20 protein-coding genes are annotated in these 21,608 nt (G+C 66.1%); 12 read left to right on the top strand and 8 right to left on the bottom strand.

The features are described 5' to 3' along the window. Positions 1-30: 30 nt before the first annotated feature. The 3 genes from znuB to zur are packed head-to-tail and all read right to left on the bottom strand — an operon-like array spanning position 31 to position 2,124. Complete coding sequence (znuB, locus tag ACYAF3_RS10920; protein WP_003096998.1) at positions 31-819, bottom strand: zinc ABC transporter permease subunit ZnuB; 789 nt, start codon at positions 817-819, stop codon at positions 31-33. Continuing rightward, complete coding sequence (znuC, locus tag ACYAF3_RS10915) at positions 812-1,621, bottom strand: zinc ABC transporter ATP-binding protein ZnuC (RefSeq protein ID WP_003099732.1); 810 nt, start codon at positions 1,619-1,621, stop codon at positions 812-814. Before znuC ends, znuB begins: the two co-directional genes overlap by 8 nt. Next, positions 1,621-2,124, bottom strand: a complete 504-nt coding sequence (gene zur / locus ACYAF3_RS10910; RefSeq protein WP_003096992.1) for a zinc uptake transcriptional repressor Zur — start codon at positions 2,122-2,124, stop codon at positions 1,621-1,623. The genes znuC and zur overlap by 1 nt, the downstream gene beginning before the upstream one ends. 69 nt (positions 2,125-2,193) lie before the next feature. Between zur and ACYAF3_RS10905 the strand changes: the two genes are divergently transcribed. The 3 genes from ACYAF3_RS10905 to ACYAF3_RS10895 all read left to right on the top strand — a co-directional run bounded on the left by ACYAF3_RS10905 (position 2,194) and on the right by ACYAF3_RS10895 (position 6,137). After that, entirely contained in the window at positions 2,194-3,117 is a 924-nt protein-coding gene (locus tag ACYAF3_RS10905; protein ID WP_003099734.1) for a zinc ABC transporter substrate-binding protein, read from the top strand. A gap of 109 nt (positions 3,118-3,226) precedes the next feature. Further along, complete coding sequence (locus tag ACYAF3_RS10900) at positions 3,227-5,431, top strand: adenosylcobalamin-dependent ribonucleoside-diphosphate reductase (RefSeq protein WP_003122328.1); 2,205 nt, start codon at positions 3,227-3,229, stop codon at positions 5,429-5,431. 16 nt (positions 5,432-5,447) lie between these two features. Next, complete coding sequence (locus tag ACYAF3_RS10895) at positions 5,448-6,137, top strand: TSCPD domain-containing protein (RefSeq protein ID WP_003096987.1); 690 nt, start codon at positions 5,448-5,450, stop codon at positions 6,135-6,137. Between the two features lie 288 nt (positions 6,138-6,425). Here the strand turns inward: ACYAF3_RS10895 and ACYAF3_RS10890 are convergent, their stop codons facing one another. Then, positions 6,426-7,376, bottom strand: coding sequence for a homoserine kinase (locus tag ACYAF3_RS10890; RefSeq protein ID WP_003102827.1), 951 nt, complete (start codon positions 7,374-7,376; stop codon positions 6,426-6,428). Between the two features lie 33 nt (positions 7,377-7,409). Continuing rightward, complete coding sequence (locus ACYAF3_RS10885; RefSeq protein ID WP_003096984.1) at positions 7,410-7,700, bottom strand: DUF2782 domain-containing protein; 291 nt, start codon at positions 7,698-7,700, stop codon at positions 7,410-7,412. A gap of 77 nt (positions 7,701-7,777) precedes the next feature. Between ACYAF3_RS10885 and polA the strand changes: the two genes are divergently transcribed. Next, a complete protein-coding gene (gene polA, locus ACYAF3_RS10880; RefSeq protein WP_003102829.1) occupies positions 7,778-10,519 on the top strand; it encodes a DNA polymerase I in 2,742 nt (913 codons plus the stop codon). A gap of 263 nt (positions 10,520-10,782) precedes the next feature. Here polA and yihA read toward each other — a convergent pair whose 3' ends face one another. Then, positions 10,783-11,430 carry a ribosome biogenesis GTP-binding protein YihA/YsxC gene (gene yihA, locus ACYAF3_RS10875; RefSeq protein WP_003096980.1) on the bottom strand — a complete coding sequence of 216 codons (648 nt, stop codon included), beginning with the start codon at positions 11,428-11,430 and terminating at the stop codon, positions 10,783-10,785. A 183-nt stretch (positions 11,431-11,613) separates the two neighbouring features. Here yihA and ACYAF3_RS10870 point away from each other — a divergent pair, with 183 nt between their 5' ends. The 7 genes from ACYAF3_RS10870 (at position 11,614) to ampDh2 (ending at position 17,787) form a co-directional block, all read left to right on the top strand. Continuing rightward, the gene (locus ACYAF3_RS10870) at positions 11,614-11,907 is read left to right on the top strand and encodes a c-type cytochrome (protein WP_003096979.1); all 294 of its coding nucleotides are present in this window, start codon (positions 11,614-11,616) and stop codon (positions 11,905-11,907) included. A 45-nt stretch (positions 11,908-11,952) separates the two neighbouring features. Further along, positions 11,953-12,558: a c-type cytochrome gene (locus ACYAF3_RS10865; RefSeq protein WP_003102831.1), complete on the top strand. Its 606-nt coding sequence runs from the start codon at positions 11,953-11,955 to the stop codon at positions 12,556-12,558. A 167-nt stretch (positions 12,559-12,725) separates the two neighbouring features. Continuing rightward, entirely contained in the window at positions 12,726-13,361 is a 636-nt protein-coding gene (gene dsbA, locus ACYAF3_RS10860) for a thiol:disulfide interchange protein DsbA (protein WP_003096976.1), read from the top strand. A 15-nt stretch (positions 13,362-13,376) separates the two neighbouring features. Further along, positions 13,377-14,255 (top strand): endonuclease/exonuclease/phosphatase family protein, encoded by an 879-nt coding sequence (locus tag ACYAF3_RS10855; RefSeq protein WP_003096975.1) that lies wholly within the window; start codon positions 13,377-13,379, stop codon positions 14,253-14,255. After that, entirely contained in the window at positions 14,252-16,267 is a 2,016-nt protein-coding gene (dgcP, locus tag ACYAF3_RS10850) for a diguanylate cyclase DgcP (RefSeq protein ID WP_003114121.1), read from the top strand. The genes ACYAF3_RS10855 and dgcP overlap by 4 nt, the downstream gene beginning before the upstream one ends. A gap of 117 nt (positions 16,268-16,384) precedes the next feature. Further along, positions 16,385-16,978, top strand: a complete 594-nt coding sequence (locus tag ACYAF3_RS10845) for a MarC family protein (RefSeq protein ID WP_003102836.1) — start codon at positions 16,385-16,387, stop codon at positions 16,976-16,978. A 29-nt stretch (positions 16,979-17,007) separates the two neighbouring features. After that, positions 17,008-17,787: an N-acetylmuramoyl-L-alanine amidase AmpDh2 gene (ampDh2, locus tag ACYAF3_RS10840; RefSeq protein ID WP_003096970.1), complete on the top strand. Its 780-nt coding sequence runs from the start codon at positions 17,008-17,010 to the stop codon at positions 17,785-17,787. A gap of 31 nt (positions 17,788-17,818) precedes the next feature. Here the strand turns inward: ampDh2 and ACYAF3_RS10835 are convergent, their stop codons facing one another. Both ACYAF3_RS10835 and algB read right to left on the bottom strand, forming a co-directional pair. After that, complete coding sequence (locus ACYAF3_RS10835) at positions 17,819-19,606, bottom strand: KinB sensor domain-containing domain (protein ID WP_003114120.1); 1,788 nt, start codon at positions 19,604-19,606, stop codon at positions 17,819-17,821. Next, positions 19,603-20,952: a sigma-54-dependent response regulator transcription factor AlgB gene (gene algB / locus ACYAF3_RS10830; protein ID WP_003102840.1), complete on the bottom strand. Its 1,350-nt coding sequence runs from the start codon at positions 20,950-20,952 to the stop codon at positions 19,603-19,605. Before algB ends, ACYAF3_RS10835 begins: the two co-directional genes overlap by 4 nt. Positions 20,953-21,426: 474 nt before the next feature. Between algB and ACYAF3_RS10825 the strand changes: the two genes are divergently transcribed. After that, entirely contained in the window at positions 21,427-21,588 is a 162-nt protein-coding gene (locus tag ACYAF3_RS10825) for a DUF1328 domain-containing protein (protein WP_003096961.1), read from the top strand. The last annotated feature ends 20 nt before the right edge of the window (positions 21,589-21,608 follow it).

Raw genomic sequence — 21,608 nt, 5'->3', positions numbered from 1 at the left:
GTTCTCGTTTGGTCAAAAAATCGCCAGATTCTACACCGTGCGGCGGGGCAGGACAAAACTCAGCAGGAACAGGCCGGCGGCGCTGACCACGATCGAGGGGCCGGCGGGGGTATCCTTGAACCAGGACAGGGCCAGGCCGGCGCACACCGCGACCAGTCCCAGCAGGCTGGCGCCGACCGCCATCTGCTCGGGACTGCGGGCATGGCGCTGGGCGGCGGCGGCGGGAATGATCAGCAGCGAGGTGATCAGCAGTACGCCGACGATCTTCATCGCCACGGCGATGACGATGGCGATCAGCAACATCAGCGCCAGGCGGATCGCTCCGACCGGCAGGCCTTCCACCTTCGCCAGTTCCTCGTGCACGGTGATCGCCAGCAGCGGCCGCCAGAGGAAGCAGATCAGTGCCAGGACCAGCGCGCTGCCGGCGATTATCCACAGCAGGTCGCTGGCGCTTACCGCCAGCAGATCGCCGAACAGGTAAGCCATCAGGTCGACCCGCACTTCCTTCATGAAGCTCAGGGTGACCAGGCCCAGCGACAGGGTGCTGTGGGCGAGGATGCCCAGCAGGGTGTCGGCGGCCAGCGGCTGGCGCTGCTGCAGGGTCACCAGCAGCACTGCGAGCAGCACGCAGCCGACGGTCACAGCCAGGGTCGGGCTGACATCGAGGAGGAAACCCAGGGCTACCCCGAGCAGTGCGGCGTGGGACAGGGTATCGCCGAAATAGGCCATCCGCCGCCAGACCACGAAGGAGCCCAGGGGGCCAGCCACCAGGGCCAGGGCGAGGCCGGCGAGGAGGGCGTTGAGCAGGAAGTCAGCCATGGTTGCAGTCGGGGCCGTGCTTGTGGACAGGAGTGAAGCGGGTGCCTGGAGGCAAGGCGCCGGGACCGGCCTTGACCACCTCGCCGTGGAGGTCGTGGGCGTGGTCGTGATGGTGGTGGTAGATCGCCAGGCTGCGAGCGTCCTGGCCGAACAGCTCGACGAAGGCCGGGTCGCCGCTGACCTGCTCGGGGTGCCCTGAGCAGCAGACATGGCGGTTCAGGCAGACCACCTGGTCGGTGGCGCTCATCACCAGGTGCAGGTCGTGGGAGACCATCAGCACACCGCAGCCGTAGCGGTCGCGCAGTTTGCCGATGAGGCGGTAGAGTTCGGCCTGGCCGGCGACGTCGACGCCCTGCACCGGCTCGTCGAGCACCAGTAGCTCGGGCTTGCGCAGCAGAGCGCGGGCCAGCAGCACGCGTTGCAGTTCGCCACCGGAAATGCTTTGCAGCGGGCGCTCCAGCACGTGCGCCGCGCCGACCTCGCGCAACGCCGCCAGCGCCTGCTCGCGCCTGACCCCGGGTACCAGGCGGAGGAAGCGCAGTACGCTGAGCGGCAGGGTGGCGTCGACGTGGAGTTTCTGCGGCATGTAGCCGATGGTCAGCCGCGGCCGTCGCCAGACCTCGCCGACGTGCGGCTTGAGCAGGCCGAGCACGCTGCGTACCAGGGTGGTCTTGCCGGCGCCGTTGGGGCCGATCAGGGTGACGATCTGGCCGGGCTCGATGGCCAGGTCGACATCGCTCAGCACCGCCTGGCCGTTGAAGGACACGCCGACCTGGGTCAGCCGCACCAGCGCGTTGTCCATCAGGCGTCCTTCTGGTCCCGGCAGGTGCCGCAGAGGCCGACCACCTCGACGGTCTGGCTTTCAACGGCGAAGCCGACGCTGTTCGCTCCGGCGACGATGGCCCGGCTGATATCCGGCTGTTCCAGCTCGATCGCGGTGTGGCAGGTGCGGCAGATGAGGAACTGGCCCTGGTGGCTGTGCTCCGGGTTGTTGCAGCCGACGAACGCGTTGAGCGAGGCGATGCGGTGCACCAGGCCGTTCTCCTGGAGGAAGTCCAGCGCGCGGTAGACGGTCGGCGGCGCGGCGCGGCGGCCGTCGGTTTCGCTGAGCACCGCGAGGATATCGTAGGCCCCCAGCGGCTTGTGGCTCTGCCAGACCAGCTCCAGCACGCGCCGCCGCAATTCGGTCAGGCGTACGCCCTGGCGCGCGCACAGCGCATCGGCCTCGGCCAGCGCGGTGCTGACGCACTGGCTGTGGTCATGGGGCTGGCAGGCCAGCGGGGTCTTGGGCGCAATCTTGTACATGGGCTGCGACGCTCGAGGGTAGAGACGTTATTATATTACCCGCTAACCACCTTTCATGTGAGTGCCGCCGTGACCCTGCGTCCCTTTGCCCTGCTGTCCGCCTGCTTCGCCCTGTTCCTGCTGGCTTCGCCGGCGCGCGCCGAGGTCAGCGTGCTGACCAGCATCAAACCGCTGCAACTGGTCGCCGCGGCCATCCAGGACGGCGTCGGCCAGCCGGACGTACTGCTGCCGCCGGGCGCCTCGCCGCACCAGTACGCCCTGCGTCCTTCCGACGTACGGCGGCTGCGCGAGGTGCAATTGTTCTACTGGATCGGCCCGGACCTGGAAAACTTCCTGCCCAAGGTGCTCGCCGGCCGCCAGGGCGCCAGCGTCGCGGTGCAGGACCTGCCGGGCATGCACCTGCGCAAGTTCGTCAATTTCGAGGAAGAGGAGCATGCCGGGCACGACGAGCACGACCATGACCATCGTCCCGGCATGCTCGACGCCCACCTCTGGCTGTTGCCGGCCAACGCCCGCACCATCGCCGCGCGGATGGCCGAGGACCTGGCCCAGGTCGACCCGGCCAACGCCGGGCGCTACCGGGCCAACCTGAAGGCCTTCGAGGAGCGCCTCGGCGGGCTCGACGGCAAACTCCGCGAACGCCTGGGCAAGCTTGCCGGCAAGCCTTTCTTCGTCTTCCATGAAGCCTTCGACTATTTCGAGGAAGCCTACGGGTTGCGCCATACCGGCGTGTTCGCGGTATCCGCGGAGGTCCAGCCGGGAGCACGCCATGTCGCCGCCATGCGCGCCCAACTGAAGGCCGCCGGTCCGGCCTGCATCTTCAGCGAGCCGCCGCTTCGACCGCGGCTGGCCGACACCCTCAGCGAAGGCCTGCCGGTGCGCCTGGCCGAACTGGACGACCTGGGCGTGAACGTGAGCGTGGACGCCAACGGCTATGAGAATCTTCTGAACAACCTGGCAGGCGAATTTGCCGGCTGTCTGGAAAAGCTCTGAAAACCCGTGACTGATGGCCGCGCCCTCTTGCGCGCGGCGTCCCGATGACTAAGGTTGTCTGTTGCTGCCTGACACAAGATATTGATTCCCGTCAGGTACGGATAACTAGATGTTGCGTACGGTGGCCGGCTTCGGACGCCCCAACAACCATCGGGAGGTTAATCAGCGGATGGCCAAGACAGACGCACGCAGTCCCCGCACCGAACGCGGGACCATCGCCCTGCAGGACGCGTCGCAGGATATCTGGGACAAGAAGTACCGGCTCAAGAGCAAGGACGGTACGCCGGTGGATGCCAGCGTCGACGGTACCTGGCAACGCGTCGCCCGCGCCCTTGCCGATGTCGAGGACAAGGCCTCCCGCGAACACTGGTACGGGCGCTTCCTCTGGGCCCTGCGCAACGGCGCCATCCCGGCCGGCCGGATCATCTCCAACGCCGGCGCCCTGGGGCACAAGCCGGCCACCTCGACTATCAACTGCACCGTGTCCGGAACCATCCAGGACTCCATGGACAACATCCTCGAGAAAGTCCACGAGGCCGGCCTGACGCTCAAGGCCGGCTGCGGCATCGGCTATGAGTTCAGCACCCTGCGCCCGCGCGGCGCCTACGTTTCCGGTGCCGGTGCCTACACCAGCGGGCCGCTGTCGTTCATGGACATCTACGACAAGATGTGCTTCACCGTCAGCTCCGCCGGCGGCCGCCGCGGCGCGCAGATGGGCACCTTCGATGTCAGCCACCCGGACGTCCGCGAATTCATCCGCGCCAAGCGCGAGGACGGGCGCTTGCGCCAGTTCAACCTGAGCCTGCTGATCACCGACCAGTTCATGCAGGCGGTGGAACAGGACGCCGACTGGCCGCTGGTATTCCCGGTGCACGTGAAGGAGCGCGACGAGATCGACCTCGACGACCCCAACGCGGTGGTCTGGCGCGAATGGCCGATCCAGGACGACTACGTCCAGCGCGCCGACGGGCTGGTCGCCTGCAAGGTCTACGGCCAGGTCCGCGCCCGCCACCTGTGGGACATGATCATGGTCTCCACCTACGACTATGCGGAGCCGGGCTTCATCCTCATCGACCGGGTCAACGAACTGAACAACAACTGGTGGTGCGAGGCGATCCGCGCCACCAACCCCTGCGGCGAGCAGCCTCTGCCGCCGTACGGCTCGTGCCTGCTCGGCTCGGTCAACCTCACCTGCTTCGTCGAGCAGCCATTTGGCGACGAGGCGCGCTTCGACTGGGACCGTTTCCGCGAAGTGGTGCGGGTGTTTACCCGGATGCTCGACAACGTGGTGGAAATCAACGGCCTGCCGCTGGAACAGCAACGCCAGGAAATCCTTGGCAAGCGCCGGCATGGCATGGGCTTCCTCGGCCTGGGCTCGACCCTGACCCTGCTCAAGCTGCGCTACGGCAGTCCCGAGGCCTGCGTATTCACCGAGGAAGTGGCGCGGGAAATGGCCCTGGTGGGCTGGGAAGTGGCCCTGGAGCTGGCCAGGGAGAAGGGCCCGGCGCCGATCCTGGCGCAGGACTACGAAGTCACTGCGGAAATGCTTCGCAAGCGTCCGGAAATGGCCGCCGATGGCTATAAGGCCGGCGACCGCATCCGCGGCAGCGTGCTTCACGCCAAGTATTCCCGCTACATGCAGCGGGTCGCCGAACATGCTCCGGAACTGATCGAGGCGTTGGCTGAAACCGGCGCGCGCTTCACCCACCACAGCTCCATCGCGCCGACCGGGACCATCAGCCTGAGCCTGGCCAACAATGCCTCCAACGGTATCGAGCCGAGCTTCGCCCACCATTATTCGCGCAACCTGATCCGCGAAGGCCGCAAGACCAAGGAAAAGGTCGAGGTCTACAGCTACGAGCTGCTGGCATACCGGACCCTGGTCAACGCCCAGGCCCTGCCGGACAGCGACGACCCGGCGCGACGCCTGCCGGACTACTTCATCACCGCCGACAGCGTCACCCCGGCGCAGCACGTGGACATCCAGGCGGCGGCGCAGAAGTGGGTCGATTCGTCGATCTCCAAGACCGCCAACGTGCCCACCGACTACCCGTTCGAGGACTTCAAGGACATCTACCGCTACGCCTGGCACCAGGGACTCAAGGGCTGCACCACCTTCCGCTTCAATCCCGAGGCGTTCCAGGGCGTGCTGGTCAAGGAGTCCGACCTGGAGAAGACCCGCTACCGCTTCGAACTGGAGGACGGCAGCGTGGTGGAGTTCAAGGGCAACGAGCAGGTCGAGTACGACGGTGAGATCCATACCGCCGCCAACCTCTTCGACGCCTTGAAAGAAGGCTATTACGGCAAGTACTGAGGCCGGGGGAATCGATATGTCAGCAGTCAAGATCACGCAGAAGATCAAGGGCTTCAAGGTCGTCAACGAAGCCGAGGAGCAGGCCCTTGCCGCCGCCGCGGAAGCCGCGTCGGTGGTGCAGATGGACGAGACCCTGGAGCGCCCGGATACCCTGATCGGCGCCACCTACAAGATCAAGTCGCCGCTGTTCGAGCACGCGCTCTACGTGACCATCAACGACATGGTCCTCAATGCGGGCACGGCGCACGAGCAGCGGCGTCCCTTCGAGATCTTCATCAACTCGAAGAACATGGATCATTTCCAGTGGATCGTCGCACTTACCCGCATCATGTCCGCGGTTTTCCGCAAGGGCGGCGACTGTACCTTCCTTGTCGAGGAACTCAAGGCGGTATTCGACCCGCGCGGGGGCTACCTGAAGAAAGGCGGCATCTACATGCCTTCCATCGTCGCCGAGATCGGTGGCGTGCTGGAGCGCCACCTGACGGCCATCGGCCTGTTGCGTGGCCCTGAACTGGACGAGGAACAGCGTCTTTTCCTCGCGGAAAAACGCGCCGCCTACGAGGCCGCCCAGGGCACCAGCAAGGTCGAGCCGGGCGAAGGCTTCCCCGCCGGCGCGCAACTGTGCGGCAAGTGCAACAGCATGGCGGTGGTACAGATGGACGGCTGCGCCACCTGCCTCAACTGCGGACACTCGAAATGTGGGTGAGCACTTGAAAAACGCATGCGTTTTTCAATGCGAACGACCGGCCAGGATGGCCGGGCCGGGGGTGGGCTGAACGACGAAGCCTCGACAGGATGTCAGCTCGGCCTTACCCAAGACGCCGAACCGCATGCGTTTTGAAGGGCGAACGACCGGCCAGGATGGCCGGGCCGGGGGTTGGCTGAACGACGAGGCCTCGACAGGATGTCGGCTCGGCCTCACTCCGAGACGCCGAACCGCATGGTTTTTGAAGGGCGAACGGCCGCAGGACGGCCGTGCTCCTGTGGTTCCTGCCTACAACGCAAACGGCAAATGAATCTCCACGTTCTGCCGTTGCGCCAGGCGCATCTCGAACTCCGCCGGATCATGGATCAGCACGTCCTGTCCGGCGAACGCCTCGGCGGCGATCAGTCGCGACAGCCAGAAGCGCACGCAGGCGACCCGCAGCATGCTCGGCCAGTGCTCGGCTTCCAGCGCGGTGAACGGCCGGCGGTTGGCGTAGGCGGCGAGCAGGGCGCGGGCGCGGGCCGGGTCCAGGCTGCCGTCGGTATTGGAGCACCAGTCGTTCAGGGTGATCGCCAGGTCGTAGAGCATCCAGCCGGAGCAGGCGTTGTAGAAGTCGATCAGGCCGGCCAGGTGCGGGCCGTCGAACAGCACGTTGTCGCGGAACAGGTCGGCATGCAGGTTGGCGCGCGGCAGCGCTGGACGCTCGGCATCCAGCGCGGCGATCTCCGCCAGGGCCGGGGCGAGCAGGGCGCGGGCCTGTTCCGGTAGTCGCGGGGCGAGGTTGGCACCTTGTTCCAGCATCCAGGGCAGGCCACGGTCGCTCGGGCGTTCGAGGATGCGCCCGCGGGTGGCGGCGTGAAGGTGGCCGAGCAGATCGCCCACTTCCTGGCAGTGGTGGGCGTTCGGCTGCCGCTCGTGGCGGCCGGCCAGGCGCGGTTGCAGCAGCGCCGGCTTGCCTTCGAGACGGCGCAGGGCCTCGCCGTCGCGGGTGCGCAGGGCGTAGGGCACCGGCAGGCCGTCCTCGTGGAGCACGTCGAGCAGTTCGATGAAGAACGGCAAGTCCTGCACCGGGCCGCGCTCGACCAGGGTCAGGACGAACTCGCCGTGTTCCAGGCTGACGAAGAAGTTGCTGTTCTCGGAGCCTTCGGCGATGCCACGGAAATCCCGCAGGCGGCCCAGGTCGTAGGGGGCGAGGAAGGCTTCCAGGGTCGAGCGTTCGAGTGGGGTGAACACCGACATGTCAGCGCGGCCTCGCCAGGTTGGAAATGCACATCACCAGCTGAAGATCTCCCATTGTGGAATCAGCTTGTCCGGCTGGTCGGAGCGAATGAAGTTGCCATCGCTGCCGTCGGCGCGGACCAGGAAATAGGGTTTGCCATGCTTGGGAACCACCTTGATGGCGTAGAGGAAGCCATTCACGCGGTATTCCTGGATGGTCTTGTCGCCCTCCTGGCGGATGGTTACGTCGGGCTCGCCGGAAGGCGCGTCGTCGTCCGCCGCCATCGCGACGAGCGGGGCGAACGCCAGCAGTCCGGCGAGCATCAAGCGGTTCAGCGTACGCATGGTAACCTTGCTCCTTTATCGAATCGTCCAGGGTTCATTCTACACGCCCTGGTCTCCGGAAAAGGTTGATTCCCCTCATGAGCCAAGCGCCCCTCGTCCTGGTGGACGGTTCCTCGTACCTGTACCGCGCCTTCCATGCCCTGCCGCCGCTGACCACTTCGACCGGCAAGCCCACCGGTGCGGTGAAGGGCGTGCTGAACATGCTCCTGAGCCTGCGCAAGCAGTACCCGGACAGCCCGTTCGCGGTGGTCTTCGACGCCAAGGGCCCGACCTTCCGCGACGAGCTGTTCGCCGAGTACAAGGCCAACCGGCCGTCGATGCCCGACGACCTGCGGGTCCAGGTCGAGCCGCTGCATGCCAGCGTCCGCGCCCTCGGCCTGCCGCTGCTGTGCGTGGAGGGGGTCGAGGCCGACGACGTGATCGGCACCCTGGCGCGCAGCAGCGCCGCGGCCGGCCGCCCGGTGGTGATTTCCACCGGCGACAAGGACATGGCGCAACTGGTCGACGGGCACATTACGCTGGTCAACACCATGACCGGTAGCCGCCTCGACGTGGATGGCGTGAAAGAGAAATTCGGCGTCGGTCCTGAGCTGATCATCGATTTCCTCGCCCTGATGGGCGACAAGGTCGACAACATCCCCGGCGTTCCCGGCGTCGGCGAGAAAACCGCGCTGGGCCTGCTGACCGGCGTCGGTGGCGGCCTGAAGGTGCTCTACGCCAGCCTGGACAAGGTGCCCGAGCTACCGATCCGCGGCGCCAAGGGTTTGCCGGCGAAGCTCGAGGAAAATCGCGAGCAGGCGTTCCTGTCCTATCAGTTGGCGACCATCAAGACCGACGTCGAACTGGACGTGGAGATCGACAAGCTGTATCCCGGCGAGCCGCAGCGCGAAGCGCTGATCGCCCTGTACCGCGAGCTGGAGTTCAAGAACTGGCTGGACGACCTCCTGCGCGAGGCCAAGGAGGCCGGCGAGAACGGCGAGGCGGAAACGCCTATCCAGGCCGAGGTCGACTACGACGTGGTGCTCGACCAGGCCGGGTTCGACGCCTGGCTGAAGAAGCTGGAGGAGGCCGAGCTGATCGCCTTCGATACCGAGACCACCAGCATCGACGCCCAGCAGGCGCAGTTGGTGGGGGTGTCCTTCGCCGTGAAGGAGGGCGAGGCCGCCTACGTGCCGCTGGCCCACAGCTACATGGGCGTTCCCGAGCAACTGGACCGTGACGCGGTGCTGCGTGCGTTGAAACCGCTGCTGGAGGATCCGAAGAGGCTCAAGGTCGGCCAGCATGCCAAGTACGACATCAATGTCCTGGCCAATGCCAGCACCCCCATCGCGCTGCGGGGCGTAGCCTACGACACCATGCTCGAGTCCTATGTGCTGGACTCCACCGCCACTCGCCACGACATGGACAGCCTGGCCCTGAAGTACCTCGGCCACAGCACCATCCGTTTCGAGGACATCGCCGGCAAGGGCGCCAAGCAACTGACCTTCGACCAGATCGCCATCGAACAGGCCGGGCCCTATGCGGCGGAGGACGCCGACGTGACCCTGCGCCTGCACCAGGCCCTGTGGCAGAAGCTGGAGGCGATCCCGTCCCTGGCCAGGGTCCTGACCGATATCGAGATGCCGCTGGTACCGGTGCTGGCGCGGATCGAGCGCAACGGCGCGCTGGTCGACGCCAACCTGCTGGGCATCCAGAGCCGCGAACTGGGCGAGAAGATGGTCGCCCTGGAGCGCCAGGCATACGACCTGGCGGGGCAGGAATTCAACCTCGGCTCGCCCAAGCAGCTCGGCGCGGTCCTCTACGACAAGCTCGGCCTGCCGGTGCTGAGCAAGACCGCGACCGGCCAGCCGTCCACCGCCGAGGCGGTGCTCGCCGAACTGGCCGAGCAGGACTTCGAGCTGCCCAAGGTGATCATGCAGTACCGCTCCATGAGCAAGCTCAAGAGCACCTACACCGACCGCCTGCCCGAGCAGATCAACCCGCGCACCGGGCGCATCCATACCTCATACCACCAGGCGGTGGCGGCTACCGGGCGGCTGTCGTCGAGCGACCCGAACCTGCAGAACATCCCGATCCGCACCGCGGAGGGCCGGCGCATCCGCCAGGCGTTCGTCGCGCCGCAGGGCTACAAGCTATTGGCCGCGGACTACTCGCAGATCGAGCTGCGGATCATGGCCCACCTGGCCAAGGACGATGGCCTGCTGGATGCCTTCCGCCACGACCTGGACGTACACCGCGCCACCGCGGCGGAAGTCTTCGGCGTGCCGCTGGAAGACGTCAGCGGCGACCAGCGACGCAGCGCCAAGGCGATCAACTTCGGATTGATCTACGGCATGAGCGCCTTCGGCCTGGCCAAGCAGATCGGCGTCGAGCGCAAGGAGGCCCAGGCCTACATCGACCGTTACTTCGCCCGCTACCCCGGCGTCCTGGCGTACATGGAACGGACCCGCGCCCAGGCCGCGGAGCAGGGCTTCGTCGAAACCCTGTTCGGCCGTCGTCTGTACCTGCCGGAGATCCATTCGAAGAACGGCGCCATGCGCAAGGCCGCCGAGCGCACCGCGATCAACGCGCCGATGCAGGGCACCGCGGCGGACATCATGAAGCGCGCCATGGTCGCTGTGGATAACTGGCTGCAGGAAAGCGGCATCGATGCCCGGGTGATCCTCCAGGTGCACGACGAACTGGTGCTGGAAGTGCGCGAGGACTTGGTCGAGCAGGTGTGCGAGGGAATCCGCCCGCTGATGAGCGGAGCGGCGACCCTGGACGTACCGCTGGTGGTCGAGGCGGGTGTCGGTTCGAACTGGGACGAAGCCCACTGATGAACGGTTGCGAGGCCCGTGTGGCGGGCCTTGCGAGCAGGTCCGGAGTGCCCGGTGAGGGTGCCGTGGAAAAGTTTTTCGCGGTGCGCTGAACTTTCCCGTTTTGCCGACAGTCAGAACACACGAATGGCTTCTTGAGCCCTTCGATGCTCCTTTGCAGTGTTTAGTGTTGGCAGATTCCTGGACCCCGCCCTAGCGGTCCGGACTTGAACCCCGAACTTCCCCCTCCCCATACGAAGCTCGGGGTTTTTTTTGCCTGGAATTCAGGCTTCCTCGAACGCCTCTTGTTCCTCGTCCAGCAGGCCCAGCCATTGCGCCAGGACCATTTGCGCCTCGTCGACGCCCTGGCGCTTGGGCGCGGAGAACAGTTGCAGGGTGGCGACGTCGCCCCAGCCTTGCTGGACTTCCCGGCGTACCTTGAGCAGGGCGTTCTTGGCCGCGCCGAAGGCCAGCTTGTCGGCCTTGGTCATCAGTACATGGATCGGTAGCTGGCTGGCCTGGGCCCAATCCAGCATCAGTCGGTCGAAGTCGGTGAGCGGGTGGCGGATGTCCATCATCAGGAACACCCCGGCCAGGCTTGCGCGGCTGCTCAGGTAGGCTTCCAGGTGGCGCTGCCAGTGCTGCTTCAGGGGGATCGGCACCTTCGCGTAGCCGTAGCCGGGCAGGTCCACCAGGCGCCGCGAGTCGTCCAGGGCGAAGAAATTGAGCAGTTGGGTACGTCCCGGGGTTTTCGAGGTGCGCGCCAGGTTGGCGTGGGTGAGGGTGTTCAGCGCGCTCGACTTGCCGGCATTGGAGCGCCCGGCGAAAGCGACTTCCAGGCCCTCGTCGGGGGGGCACTGGTCGACCTGGGCGGCACTGATGAGAAAGCTGGCCTTCTGGCACAGGCCGACGATGGGGTTCTTCTCTGACATGGGTTATCCACAGGGGTGCGACTCGGTGTCGCGGGGGGCTGTTTCGTTTCCGTTTCGGTATCGGAAGTATATAATGCCGCGGATTTTGTGTGCGCTTTATCCCCCAGGGTCGAGCGCGCGCGGGAACGGACAGAGCATTTTCCGCGCGGTAGAACGCGGGCGTTCCCCCTGATGAGGACGATCATGAAGAAACTGCTGCTCGCAGCGACAGTCGTTGCGGTGGCCGTTACGGCGCAGGCGGCGCAGGACCCGGAAGCAGTGTTCAACCGGACCTGTGGCGCGTGTCACGACGGCCAGCTGCCGATGGCGCCGAAAAAGGGCGACCATGCCGCCTGGGAGCCGCGGCTGGCCAAGGGCATGCCGACCCTGGTCCAGCATGTGACCAACGGATTCAACGCCATGCCGCCCCGCGGCCTGTGCACCGACTGCAGTGCCGAAGACTACCAGGCAACCATCCAGTGGATGGTGAAGAAGTAGCCGAAGCCCACTATCTTTCACCCTTAGCCGTAATTGGATTAGCTGATGAACAAACTTCTCGTGAGTCTGCTGTTGACCCTGGGTCTGACCGGCCTTGCCCATGCCGCTGGCGATGCCGCCGCGGGCCAGGCGAAAGCCGCGGTGTGCGGCGCCTGTCACGGTGCGGATGGCAACAGCCCGGCGCCGAACTTCCCGAAACTGGCCGGCCAGGGCGAGCGTTACCTGCTCAAGCAGATGCATGACATCAAGGACGGCAAGCGTACCGTGCTGGAAATGACCGGGCTGCTGACCAACCTCAGCGACCAGGACCTGGCCGACATCGCCGCCTACTTCGCCAGCCAGAAGATGAGCGTCGGCATGGCCGATCCGAACCTGGTGGCCCAGGGCGAAGCGCTGTTCCGCGGCGGCAAGATCGCCGAAGGCATGCCGGCCTGCACCGGTTGCCATTCCCCGAGCGGCGTCGGCATCGCAACCGCCGGTTTCCCGCACCTGGGCGGCCAGCACGCGACCTACGTGGCCAAGCAGCTGACCGACTTCCGCGAAGGTACCCGCACCAACGACGGCGACACCAAGATCATGCAGTCCATCGCCGCCAAGCTGTCGAACAAGGACATCGCCGCGATTTCCAGCTACATCCAGGGTCTGCACTGATCGCTGCGTAGCACGGCAAAAAAGATGTATGAAAAAGGGTGGCCTCGGCTGCCCTTTTTTGCGTCCGCCATCGCTACAATGCTGGAACCCGTGACCGCTCCCCCCGGTCGAACTGACCGGGCCGAACCCGGCCGGAGAGCGGCACTGACCTCGCCTAGGAGTGAACGATGCGTAACCTGATTCTCACCGCCATGCTGGCCATGGCCAGCCTGTTCGGCATGGCCGCCCAGGCCGACGACTATACCGCCGGCAAGGAATACGTCGAGCTGAGCAGCCCGGTGCCGGTGTCCCAGCCGGGCAAGATCGAAGTGGTGGAACTGTTCTGGTATGGCTGCCCGCATTGCTACGCGTTCGAGCCGACCATCGTGCCGTGGAGCGAGAAGCTGCCGGCAGATGTCCATTTCGTGCGCCTGCCTGCCCTGTTCGGCGGTATCTGGAACGTCCATGGGCAGATGTTCCTGACCCTGGAAAGCATGGGTGTCGAGCATGACGTACACAACGCCGTGTTCGAGGCGATCCACAAGGAGCACAAGAAGCTCGCCACTCCGGAAGAAATGGCCGATTTCCTCGCCGGCAAGGGCGTGGACAAGGAAAAATTCCTGAGCACCTATAATTCCTTTGCCATCAAGGGCCAGATGGAAAAGGCCAAGAAGCTGGCGATGGCCTACCAGGTCACCGGCGTACCGACCATGGTGGTCAATGGCAAATACCGCTTCGACATCGGCTCCGCCGGTGGTCCGGAGGAAACCCTCAAGCTGGCCGACTACCTGATCGAGAAAGAGCGCGCAGCGGCCAAGAAGTAGGCAAGGTGATTCGGCATGTTGCGCCGCTGGCAGCGTGAACCTCGGGTCGCAGGTAGCTGCGACCCGCGAGTGAACCCCTCCTGTGACGATTCGCGGGAGCTGCCCGACGACGGCCGCCTGCGCCTTCTCAGCTTCAACATCCAGGTCGGTATCAGCACCGAGCGCTACCGCCACTACCTGACCCGCGGTTGGCAGCACCTGCTGCCCCACGCGGGGCGGGCGACCAACCTGAAGCGGATCGGCGAACTGCTCGCCGACTACGACCTCGTCGCCCTCCAGGAAGCCGACGGCGGCAGCCTGCGTTCCGGCTACGTCAATCAGGTCGAGCACTTGGCCCAGTTGGGGGCGTTCCCCTACTGGTACCAGCAGCTCAACCGCAACCTCGGGCGTATCGCCCAGCACAGCAACGGCCTGCTCAGCCGCTGGCGGCCGACCCTGCTGGAAGATCATCCGTTGCCCGGTCCGCCGGGACGCGGCGCGATCTTCGTGCGCTTTGGCGAAGGCGCCGACGCGCTGGTGGTAGTGATGATGCATCTCGCTCTCGGCGCTCGCACCCGCACCCGCCAGCTCGCCTATATCCGCGAGCTGATCGGCGACTACCGCCACCAGGTGCTGATGGGCGACATGAACACCCACGCCGTCGATCTTCTGGAAAACTCGCCCCTGCGCGACCTCGGCCTGATGGCGCCGCAGGTCGAGGCGACGTTTCCCAGCTGGCGGCCGCAGCGCAATCTCGATCATATCCTGCTCAGTTCCGATCTCGCTCTCGAGCGGGTCGACGTACTCGACCAGCCGATCTCCGACCATCTGCCGGTATCGGTGGAGATTCGCCTGCCGGACAACCTGCGCGACAAGGCCTTGGTCGTGCGCGGGGATGCCGGGAGTCCGCCATGAGTCGCGACGACGTCCAGCGCTGGAAAGACAAGTACCTGGAGAACATCGAGCAGCAGGAGCGCCTGCAACGGCGCTGGGATGCCCGGATCGACCTGCTGCGTCGCGGCCTGGTGCGTAGCAGTCTGGCGGCCGAAGGCAGCGACAAGGCGGTCGACCAGTGCATGAAGGAGCTGCGCGAGATCCTCCGTCGCGACGACATGGACGCCGGCCTGTCGGGCCTGATTCCGCGCCTGGAAAAGGCCGTGCTCGACTCCGAACAGCGCCGCCAGCAACGCACCCAGCAGAACATCGATGCTCTCGGCGAACTGGCCCAGCAGTTGCTGGCCCTGGACCTGCCGCGGGAACTGCGCAAGCCGCTGAAGCAGTTCGCCCGCGATATCGAGGAGCGCGCCCGGCAGTCGCGCGAGATTCCGATCCTGCTCAGCGAGCTGAGCAGGCTGCAACGCCAGGCGCTGGCCGAGCGCAAGGGCGGCGATGCCGAAGACGGTCGCCCGAGCCTGTTGCAACGCCTGTTCGGCGGCAAGGAGTCGGAAACCACCGCGGAGCCGAGCGCATCGGTGCCGTCCGTTGTGGCGGCAAGCAATACACCGATCCAACCGGCGGCGGCCGCGCCGTCCCTGCCGGTCGCCGAGCACGACGAGGCGCCAGGCGGTCCGCCGCAGCCGTTGCCCGCCCGCACGGTCGCCGCCATCGAAAGCGCGCCAGCGGGTTGGGTCGGGGTCGCCGAGCGTGGCGAGCCGAACCAGATCCTGCTGGATGAGCCCCGGGAAATCTGGCTCGACAGCCTGCCGCTACCGGCCGGCCTGAGCTTTAGCGAGACGCTGGAAGAAGCGGGTGCGGAGCCGTCGCCCGCAATGCCGGCGGACGTTGAAAGCGCGCCCGAAGCTCCGGCCACTCCTGTGGATAACCTCGACGGGCAGGCGGTAGACGAGGCCTACGAACTGCCGCCGCCGATACCGGAGCCCGGCTACAGCGCGGTGGCGCCGCACATCGAGGCCAGCCTGCTGCGGCTGCTCGACGGCCTGTCCCTGCCGAGCAGCCACCAGCCCCAGGCCGAGGCGCTGCGGGAGCGGATCGATGGCAGCCTGAACTGGTATGAGCTGGTGCCGGTACTCGACGACCTGGCGGTGCTGGTGCTGTCCCTGGCGGACAGTGGCCAGCGCGACTTCGAGGAATACCTGCGGCAACTCAACGAGCGCCTGGAAAGCTTCCTCGGCCACCTGGGCGACGCCCACGCCGGCTATACCGACGTGCTGGACAACGCGCGCGGCTTCGACCAATCGCTGCGTGAGCAGGTCAGTGGCCTGCAGGCCAGCGTGCAGCAGGCGACCGACCTGAACAGCCTCAAGCTGGCGGTGGACAGCCGGCTGAACGGCCTGCTTGCCTCCATGGACGAACACCAGCGCGAACAGGCCGAGCACGAACAGGAGGTGTCCGGCCGCCTGCAGGCGCTGATGGAACGGGTCAACAGCATGGAACAGGATGCCAAGGCGTTCCACAGCCACCTGGAGGACCAGCGACAGAAAGCCCTGACCGATCCGCTGACCGGGCTGCCCAACCGCGCGGCGCTCAGCGAGCGCCTGGAACAGGAGGTGGCGCGCCGGCACCGGGACGGCGGCGATCTGCTGCTGGCGGTGCTGGACATCGACCACTTCAAGCGGATCAACGACGACTTCGGCCACCTGGCCGGGGACAAGGTGCTGAAGATCATTGCCGGCGAATTGCGCAAACGGTTGCGCCAGGCCGATTTCATCGCCCGTTTCGGCGGCGAGGAGTTCGTCGTCCTGCTCCCGGCCACGTCCCTGGAAGCCGGCCGGCAACTGCTCGAACGGCTGCGCGCGGCGATCGCCGCCTGTCCGTTCCATTTCAAGGGCGAGCCCCTGAGCATCACCTGTTCCGCCGGCATCACCGCGTTCGAAGGCAACGAGGCCGGCGAAGCGGTTTTCGAGCGTGCCGACCAGGCGCTGTATCGAGCCAAGCGCGCCGGCCGGGACCGCCTGGAAGTGGCCTGAAGGGCGACCAGCGCACATTCCGACGACTCGGGACGGGCTCGCCTGCAGGTGTTGCCGCGGCTCGCTAGAATGGTCCCGCCCGGTAGAATGACCGGCTGTCCCGCTCTGGAAACTCCCATGGATATGTTCGGCGTCGCCGTCCTGATCTTTCTGGTCACCGACCCCTTCGGCAACATCGCTGTGTTCCTCGCCGCGCTGAAAGGCGTCGCCCCCGGGCGCCGCCTGCGCGTGGCGTTTCGCGAGCTGGCCTTCGCCCTGGGCCTGCTGCTGCTCTTCCTCACCCTCGGCGAGCACATCCTCAGCGGCCTCGGCCTGTCCCGCGAGGCGACCGGGATCGCGGGTGGCATCATCCTGTTCGTGATCGCCATGCGCCTGATCTTCCCGTCGCCCCAAGGGCTGCTCGGCGAAGTGCCCGACGGCGAGCCGCTGCTGGTACCCCTGGCCACCCCGGCGGTGGCCGGGCCCTCGGCGCTGGCGATGCTGATCACCCTGCGCACCACCTTCGACGGTCCGCTGTGGGAGCTTTACCTGGCGGTGGTGCTGGCCTGGGCCGCTACTGCGCTGATCCTGCTGCAGGCGGCGTTCCTCCAGCGTTTCCTCGGCCCGCGCGGGCTGACCGCCATCGAGCGGCTGGCCGGCATGCTGCTGATCATGCTCAGCGTCGATATGCTGTTGGACAACCTGCGCAGCGTGTTGCACATCGCCGCCTGACCGCGCTGCCCATTTTTTTCGGAGTCATCATGCGTTCGTTCGTTCTACTGGCTTTCACCCTGTCGCTGCTGGCCGGCTGCTCCAGCGGCCCGCGCCTGAACACCGACTACACCTCGGCGAACCAGGACAGCCGCGTCCAGTTCATCGTCCTCCACTACACCTCCACCGATCTGCCGCATTCGCTGGGCATCCTCACCCACGGCGGCGTCAGCGCGCACTACCTGATCGGCGACGACGAGCCGGCCACCGTCTACCGCCTGGTGGATGAGAACCGCCGCGCCTGGCACGCCGGGGTCAGTGAATGGCAGGGCCGGACCTGGCTGAACGCCACCTCGATCGGCATCGAGATCGTCAACCAGGGCTATCGCGATACACCCCAGGGGCGGGTCTGGTATCCGTTCAGCGAAGCGCAGATCCAGGCGCTGATCCCCCTGTTGAAGGACATCGCCAAGCGCCACGGCATCACCCCGGACCGGATCATCGGACACAGCGATATCGCGCCGGGCCGCAAGGTCGATCCGGGTCCGCTGTTCCCCTGGAAGCGCCTCGCCGACGCCGGCCTGGTGCCCTGGCCGAAGCCCGGCGAATTGGCGCGCCGGCTCGCCGAACTGAACGGCCAGCTGCCGGATGTGCGCTGGTTCCAGCAGCAGTTGGCGCGGCACGGTTACCTGGTGCCGCAGACCGGCGAGCTGGAGAAGGACACCCGCGACGTCATCGGCGCTTTCCAGATGAAATACCGTCCGGCCCGCTTCGATGGCGAGCCGGACCTGGAAACCGCCGCCCTGCTGCTGGCGGTGCCGACTTCCTGAGGCCTGTGGAGCCTGCCGGGAGCGGCCCCGGTCACACCGGCAGCAGCATGTAGAAGCGCGCGCCCTGGCCCGGTTGCGAGCGCACCGCAATGCGCCCGCCATGCAGCTGGATGATTTCCTTGCACAGCGCCAGGCCGAGGCCGGCGCCGCCCTTCTTGCGTCCGACCTGGACGAAAGGCTCGAAGATCCGTCCTTGCTGGCTGAAGGGAATGCCTTCGCCATTGTCTTCCACCGCGATCAGCACCCGGTCGCCCTGGCGCCGGGCCTGCAGGTGGATCTGCCCGCCTTCGCTGCTATGGCGCAGGGCGTTTTCCAGCAGGTTGTCGATCACCCGCTCGATCTGCAGGCGATCGAGCTGCAGGCGCGGCAGCTCATCGCCCAGCTCCAGTTGCAGCGAGACCCGGCGGGCCTCGCCCTTGGGAATGAAACGCTGCTGCGCCTGGGTGAGCAGGTCGACGAGGTCGCAGGAAGCCAGTTCGAGCTTCTGCATGCCGGTCTGGTAGCGCGAGAAGTTCAACAGGTCGTTGATCAGCAGGACCAGCCGCGACATCTCTTCGTCCACCGTCTGGATCAGGTCCGCTTCCCGCGACTCAGCGGGGAAGTCCAGGCGTTCGCGGAGCAGGCTGAAGGCCATCTGCATGCCGGTCACCGGCGTGCGCAGTTCGTGGGAGGCGCGCAGGACGAATTCGCTGCGGACCCGTTCGAAGGCGCGCTGCTCGGTCACGTCGCGGACCACCAGCACCGCGCCGACGCTATGCCCGCCGGGATGGGTGACCGGATACAGCGACCAGGCCAGCAGGCGCGACTCGCCGGCGACGTCCACCACCAGGTCGGGCATCGCCTCGTCCTGGACTTCGCCGAGCAGGGCCTTTTCCACCGCCTCCTGGACATCGACATCGCTGAGTATTTCGTCGATCCGCTTGCCATGGGGGTCGTTGGAGACGAACAACTGGCGGATCGCGACCGGGTTGGCGTGTTCAATGCGTCCCTGGTTGTCGAAGATCACCAGGCCGTCGTCGATGCTGTCGAGTACCGCCTGCAGGCGCCGCTCGCCGGAAAGCACCTCTTCGACGCTGGTCTTGCGATACTGCCGCAGGGCCTCGGCCATCAGGCCGAAACGCCGGGTCAACTGGCCGACCTCGGCGACGTTGGTCATCGGCAGGGTCACGTCGAAATCGCCTTCGCCGATCCTGTCCGCCGCCCGCGCCAGGGTTTCGATCGGCGCGCCGAAGCGCCGGGCGATGCTGTGGGCGGTGACGAAACCGATCAGCAGGATGGCGACGCCCACCAGGCCAAGCAGGCCGGCGACCAGGTAGGCACGATGGCGGGCGCTGGTCTCGGCTTCGCTGATGCCGGCCAGCGCCAGTTGCTGCAGGTCCTGCAAACGCAGGCGCAGGCCATTGAAGGCTTCGCTGAAGCCGTCGTTGTCGGCCATGGGCGCCTCGAGCAGGGCCGGGGTGTGCGCCTGCAGTTGCAGGTAGGCGTCGCGGACGCCATCCAGGGCGGCCTGCTCGGCGCTGTCGACGGTATTCGCCCGGCCCTGTTCCAGGACTCGTCGGAAGTCGTTTTGCGAGCGCTCCAGGGCCTGCCCGTCGGGGGTTTCGCGGAGCAGTATGACCAACTGGTCGCCGAGCAACTGGCGCAGTTGCTGGCTCACCTCGATGGTCGCGTAGTGGTGCGACATCCGTTGTTCCTGGGCGCGGCCGAGCTGCATCACGCTGAACAGCCCGAGCAGCAGGCCGAACAGCGAGACGGTGATCAGCGCGGAAATGCTGAGGAACAACCGGGTCCGGAGCTTCATCGGCAGCGGCATGCTCATAGGCCGTACTGCTTGCGCTTCCGGTACAGGGTCGAGGCATCGATACCGAGGGTCTTGGCGGCCTGGTCGAGGGTCGCGCTGGAGGCCATCACCGCCGTGATATGGGCTTTCTCCAGGTCTTCCAGGCTCAGCGATTCGCCGATCCGCGGCGCGCTGCTGGCAGATTGCGCAGCGCTGAAACCGAGGTGGTCGACATCCACCAGTTCCTGGTTGCAGATGATGCTGGCGCGTTCGATCACGTTGCGTAGCTCGCGTACGTTGCCCGGCCAGGGGTATTGCCGCATGGCCTCGCGGGCGGCTTCGCTGAAGCCGCGGGCGGGGCGGCCGTAGTCCTTGACGAAGCGGGCGAGGAAACGTTCGGCCAGGCCGAGGATATCCTCGGCGCGTTCGCGCAGGGGAGGCAGGTTGAGCACGATCACGTTGAGGCGGTAGAGCAGGTCCTCGCGGAACTGGCCCTGGGCGACCATCGCGCCCAGGTCGCGGTTGGTCGCGGCAAGGATGCGTACGTCGGCGCGGCGGGTCACCGGATCGCCGACGCGTTCGTATTCCTTGTCCTGGATGAAGCGCAGCAGCTTGGGTTGCAAGGTCAGCGGGAAGTCGCCGATCTCGTCGAGGAACAGGGTGCCGCCGTCAGCCTGGCTGACCCTGCCCAGGGTGCTTTCGGTGGCACCGGTGAAGGCGCCGCGACTGTGCCCGAACAGTTCGCTTTCCATCAGTTCGGCGGTCAGCGACGGGCAGTTGATGGTGACCTGGGGCTTCTTCGCGCGTTTGCTCCAGGTGTGGATGGCGCGTGCCAGTTCGCCCTTGCCGGAGCCGGATTCGCCGAGGATGAGGATGTTGGCGTCGGTCGCCGCTACCTGGCGCGCGGTCTCCAGTACCGCGGCCATGGCCGGGCTGTGCGATTCCAGGCCGTCGCCCTGGCGGCGCACTTCGTCCTCCAGGGCCTCCAGGCGCGCGGTCAGTTGGCGCACCTCCAGTTGCTTGGCGGCGGCCAGGCGCAGTTGGTCCGGGCTGCAGGGCTTGACCAGGTAATCCACCGCGCCGGCCTGCATGGCGTCGACCGCGGTATCCACCGCCGAATGCGCGGTGACGATCACCACGCGCATCCATGGCGCCTGGACGCGCATCTGGGCGAGAACGTCGAGCCCGTTGTCTTCGCCCAGGCGCAGGTCGAGGAAGCACAGGTCGAATACCTGGCGCTGCAACAGGGCCTCCGCCTGCGGCGCGCTGCTGGCGGTGGCCACGCTGTAGCCTTCGTCTTCGAGGCAATAACGGAAAGTGCGCAGGATCGCCGACTCGTCATCGACCAGCAGGATGCGCCCCTGTTTTTCGGAAGTGGTTTCCATCGTTGCTTTTTATCCTCTAGGGAATTCACTGCCATTCGGCTTCTGGGTTAGTCCCCGGAAAGCCCATGCAAGTTGCAGAGCGCCCCGCCGCCCATCCGGGCGGCCAGGGCGGCGTACAACCTGCCGATGTCTGTTCTTGGGTTTTCGGGAAGCCGTGGCGGCTCCACGGATGGCTCCGGGTAGCAGGTGCCGGGTCGCTTCCCTGTTGCATGTGACAGCGTACCGCGCCGATCGTGCAAAACGCCCGGAATAATTTGTCGCGTCGTGCAGGATGAACTGCGCAGACTACCTGGGTTGTTTTATAACTTATTGAATTAAAAGTGTTTTTATTTTTCAGAAAGGCTGGCATGCGGCGTGCAATGAGGTAGTCACGGTCTCCCTGAAGAAAAAATGGACACAGGCCGGTTCGCTACCCCGATGGGCCTGGCCCCGAGGCGGTACCGACAGTTCCGAAGGCACACAGGAGAAAACATCATGCTTAGTTGGGCTATCACCTTTCTGATCATCGCCATCATCGCTGCCGTCCTCGGGTTTGGTGGCATCGCAGGTGCCGCCACCGGAATCGCGAAGATCCTCTTCGTGCTGTTCCTGGTGCTCTTCGTGGTCTCGTTCTTCTTCGGACGCCGTCGCGGCTAACCGGATGCCAAGGAGAAAGC

Source organism: Pseudomonas sp. TZ252 (genome assembly GCF_056110345.1).
The sequence above is the reverse complement of the archived record's forward strand: the minus strand, read 5'-3'. Positions and strand labels throughout refer to the sequence as shown.

Coding starts and splice junctions, on each gene's coding strand:
- znuB (WP_003096998.1), bottom strand. CDS start 819: ATGGCTGACTTCCTGCTCAACGCCCTCCTCGCCGGCCTCGCCCTGGCC.
- znuC (WP_003099732.1), bottom strand. CDS start 1,621: ATGGACAACGCGCTGGTGCGGCTGACCCAGGTCGGCGTGTCCTTCAAC.
- zur (WP_003096992.1), bottom strand. CDS start 2,124: ATGTACAAGATTGCGCCCAAGACCCCGCTGGCCTGCCAGCCCCATGAC.
- ACYAF3_RS10900 (WP_003122328.1), top strand. CDS start 3,227: ATGTTGCGTACGGTGGCCGGCTTCGGACGCCCCAACAACCATCGGGAG.
- ACYAF3_RS10895 (WP_003096987.1), top strand. CDS start 5,448: ATGTCAGCAGTCAAGATCACGCAGAAGATCAAGGGCTTCAAGGTCGTC.
- ACYAF3_RS10890 (WP_003102827.1), bottom strand. CDS start 7,376: ATGTCGGTGTTCACCCCACTCGAACGCTCGACCCTGGAAGCCTTCCTC.
- ACYAF3_RS10885 (WP_003096984.1), bottom strand. CDS start 7,700: ATGCGTACGCTGAACCGCTTGATGCTCGCCGGACTGCTGGCGTTCGCC.
- polA (WP_003102829.1), top strand. CDS start 7,778: ATGAGCCAAGCGCCCCTCGTCCTGGTGGACGGTTCCTCGTACCTGTAC.
- yihA (WP_003096980.1), bottom strand. CDS start 11,430: ATGTCAGAGAAGAACCCCATCGTCGGCCTGTGCCAGAAGGCCAGCTTT.
- ACYAF3_RS10870 (WP_003096979.1), top strand. CDS start 11,614: ATGAAGAAACTGCTGCTCGCAGCGACAGTCGTTGCGGTGGCCGTTACG.
- ACYAF3_RS10865 (WP_003102831.1), top strand. CDS start 11,953: ATGAACAAACTTCTCGTGAGTCTGCTGTTGACCCTGGGTCTGACCGGC.
- dsbA (WP_003096976.1), top strand. CDS start 12,726: ATGCGTAACCTGATTCTCACCGCCATGCTGGCCATGGCCAGCCTGTTC.
- ACYAF3_RS10855 (WP_003096975.1), top strand. CDS start 13,377: ATGTTGCGCCGCTGGCAGCGTGAACCTCGGGTCGCAGGTAGCTGCGAC.
- dgcP (WP_003114121.1), top strand. CDS start 14,252: ATGAGTCGCGACGACGTCCAGCGCTGGAAAGACAAGTACCTGGAGAAC.
- ACYAF3_RS10845 (WP_003102836.1), top strand. CDS start 16,385: ATGGATATGTTCGGCGTCGCCGTCCTGATCTTTCTGGTCACCGACCCC.
- ampDh2 (WP_003096970.1), top strand. CDS start 17,008: ATGCGTTCGTTCGTTCTACTGGCTTTCACCCTGTCGCTGCTGGCCGGC.
- ACYAF3_RS10835 (WP_003114120.1), bottom strand. CDS start 19,606: ATGAGCATGCCGCTGCCGATGAAGCTCCGGACCCGGTTGTTCCTCAGC.
- algB (WP_003102840.1), bottom strand. CDS start 20,952: ATGGAAACCACTTCCGAAAAACAGGGGCGCATCCTGCTGGTCGATGAC.
- ACYAF3_RS10825 (WP_003096961.1), top strand. CDS start 21,427: ATGCTTAGTTGGGCTATCACCTTTCTGATCATCGCCATCATCGCTGCC.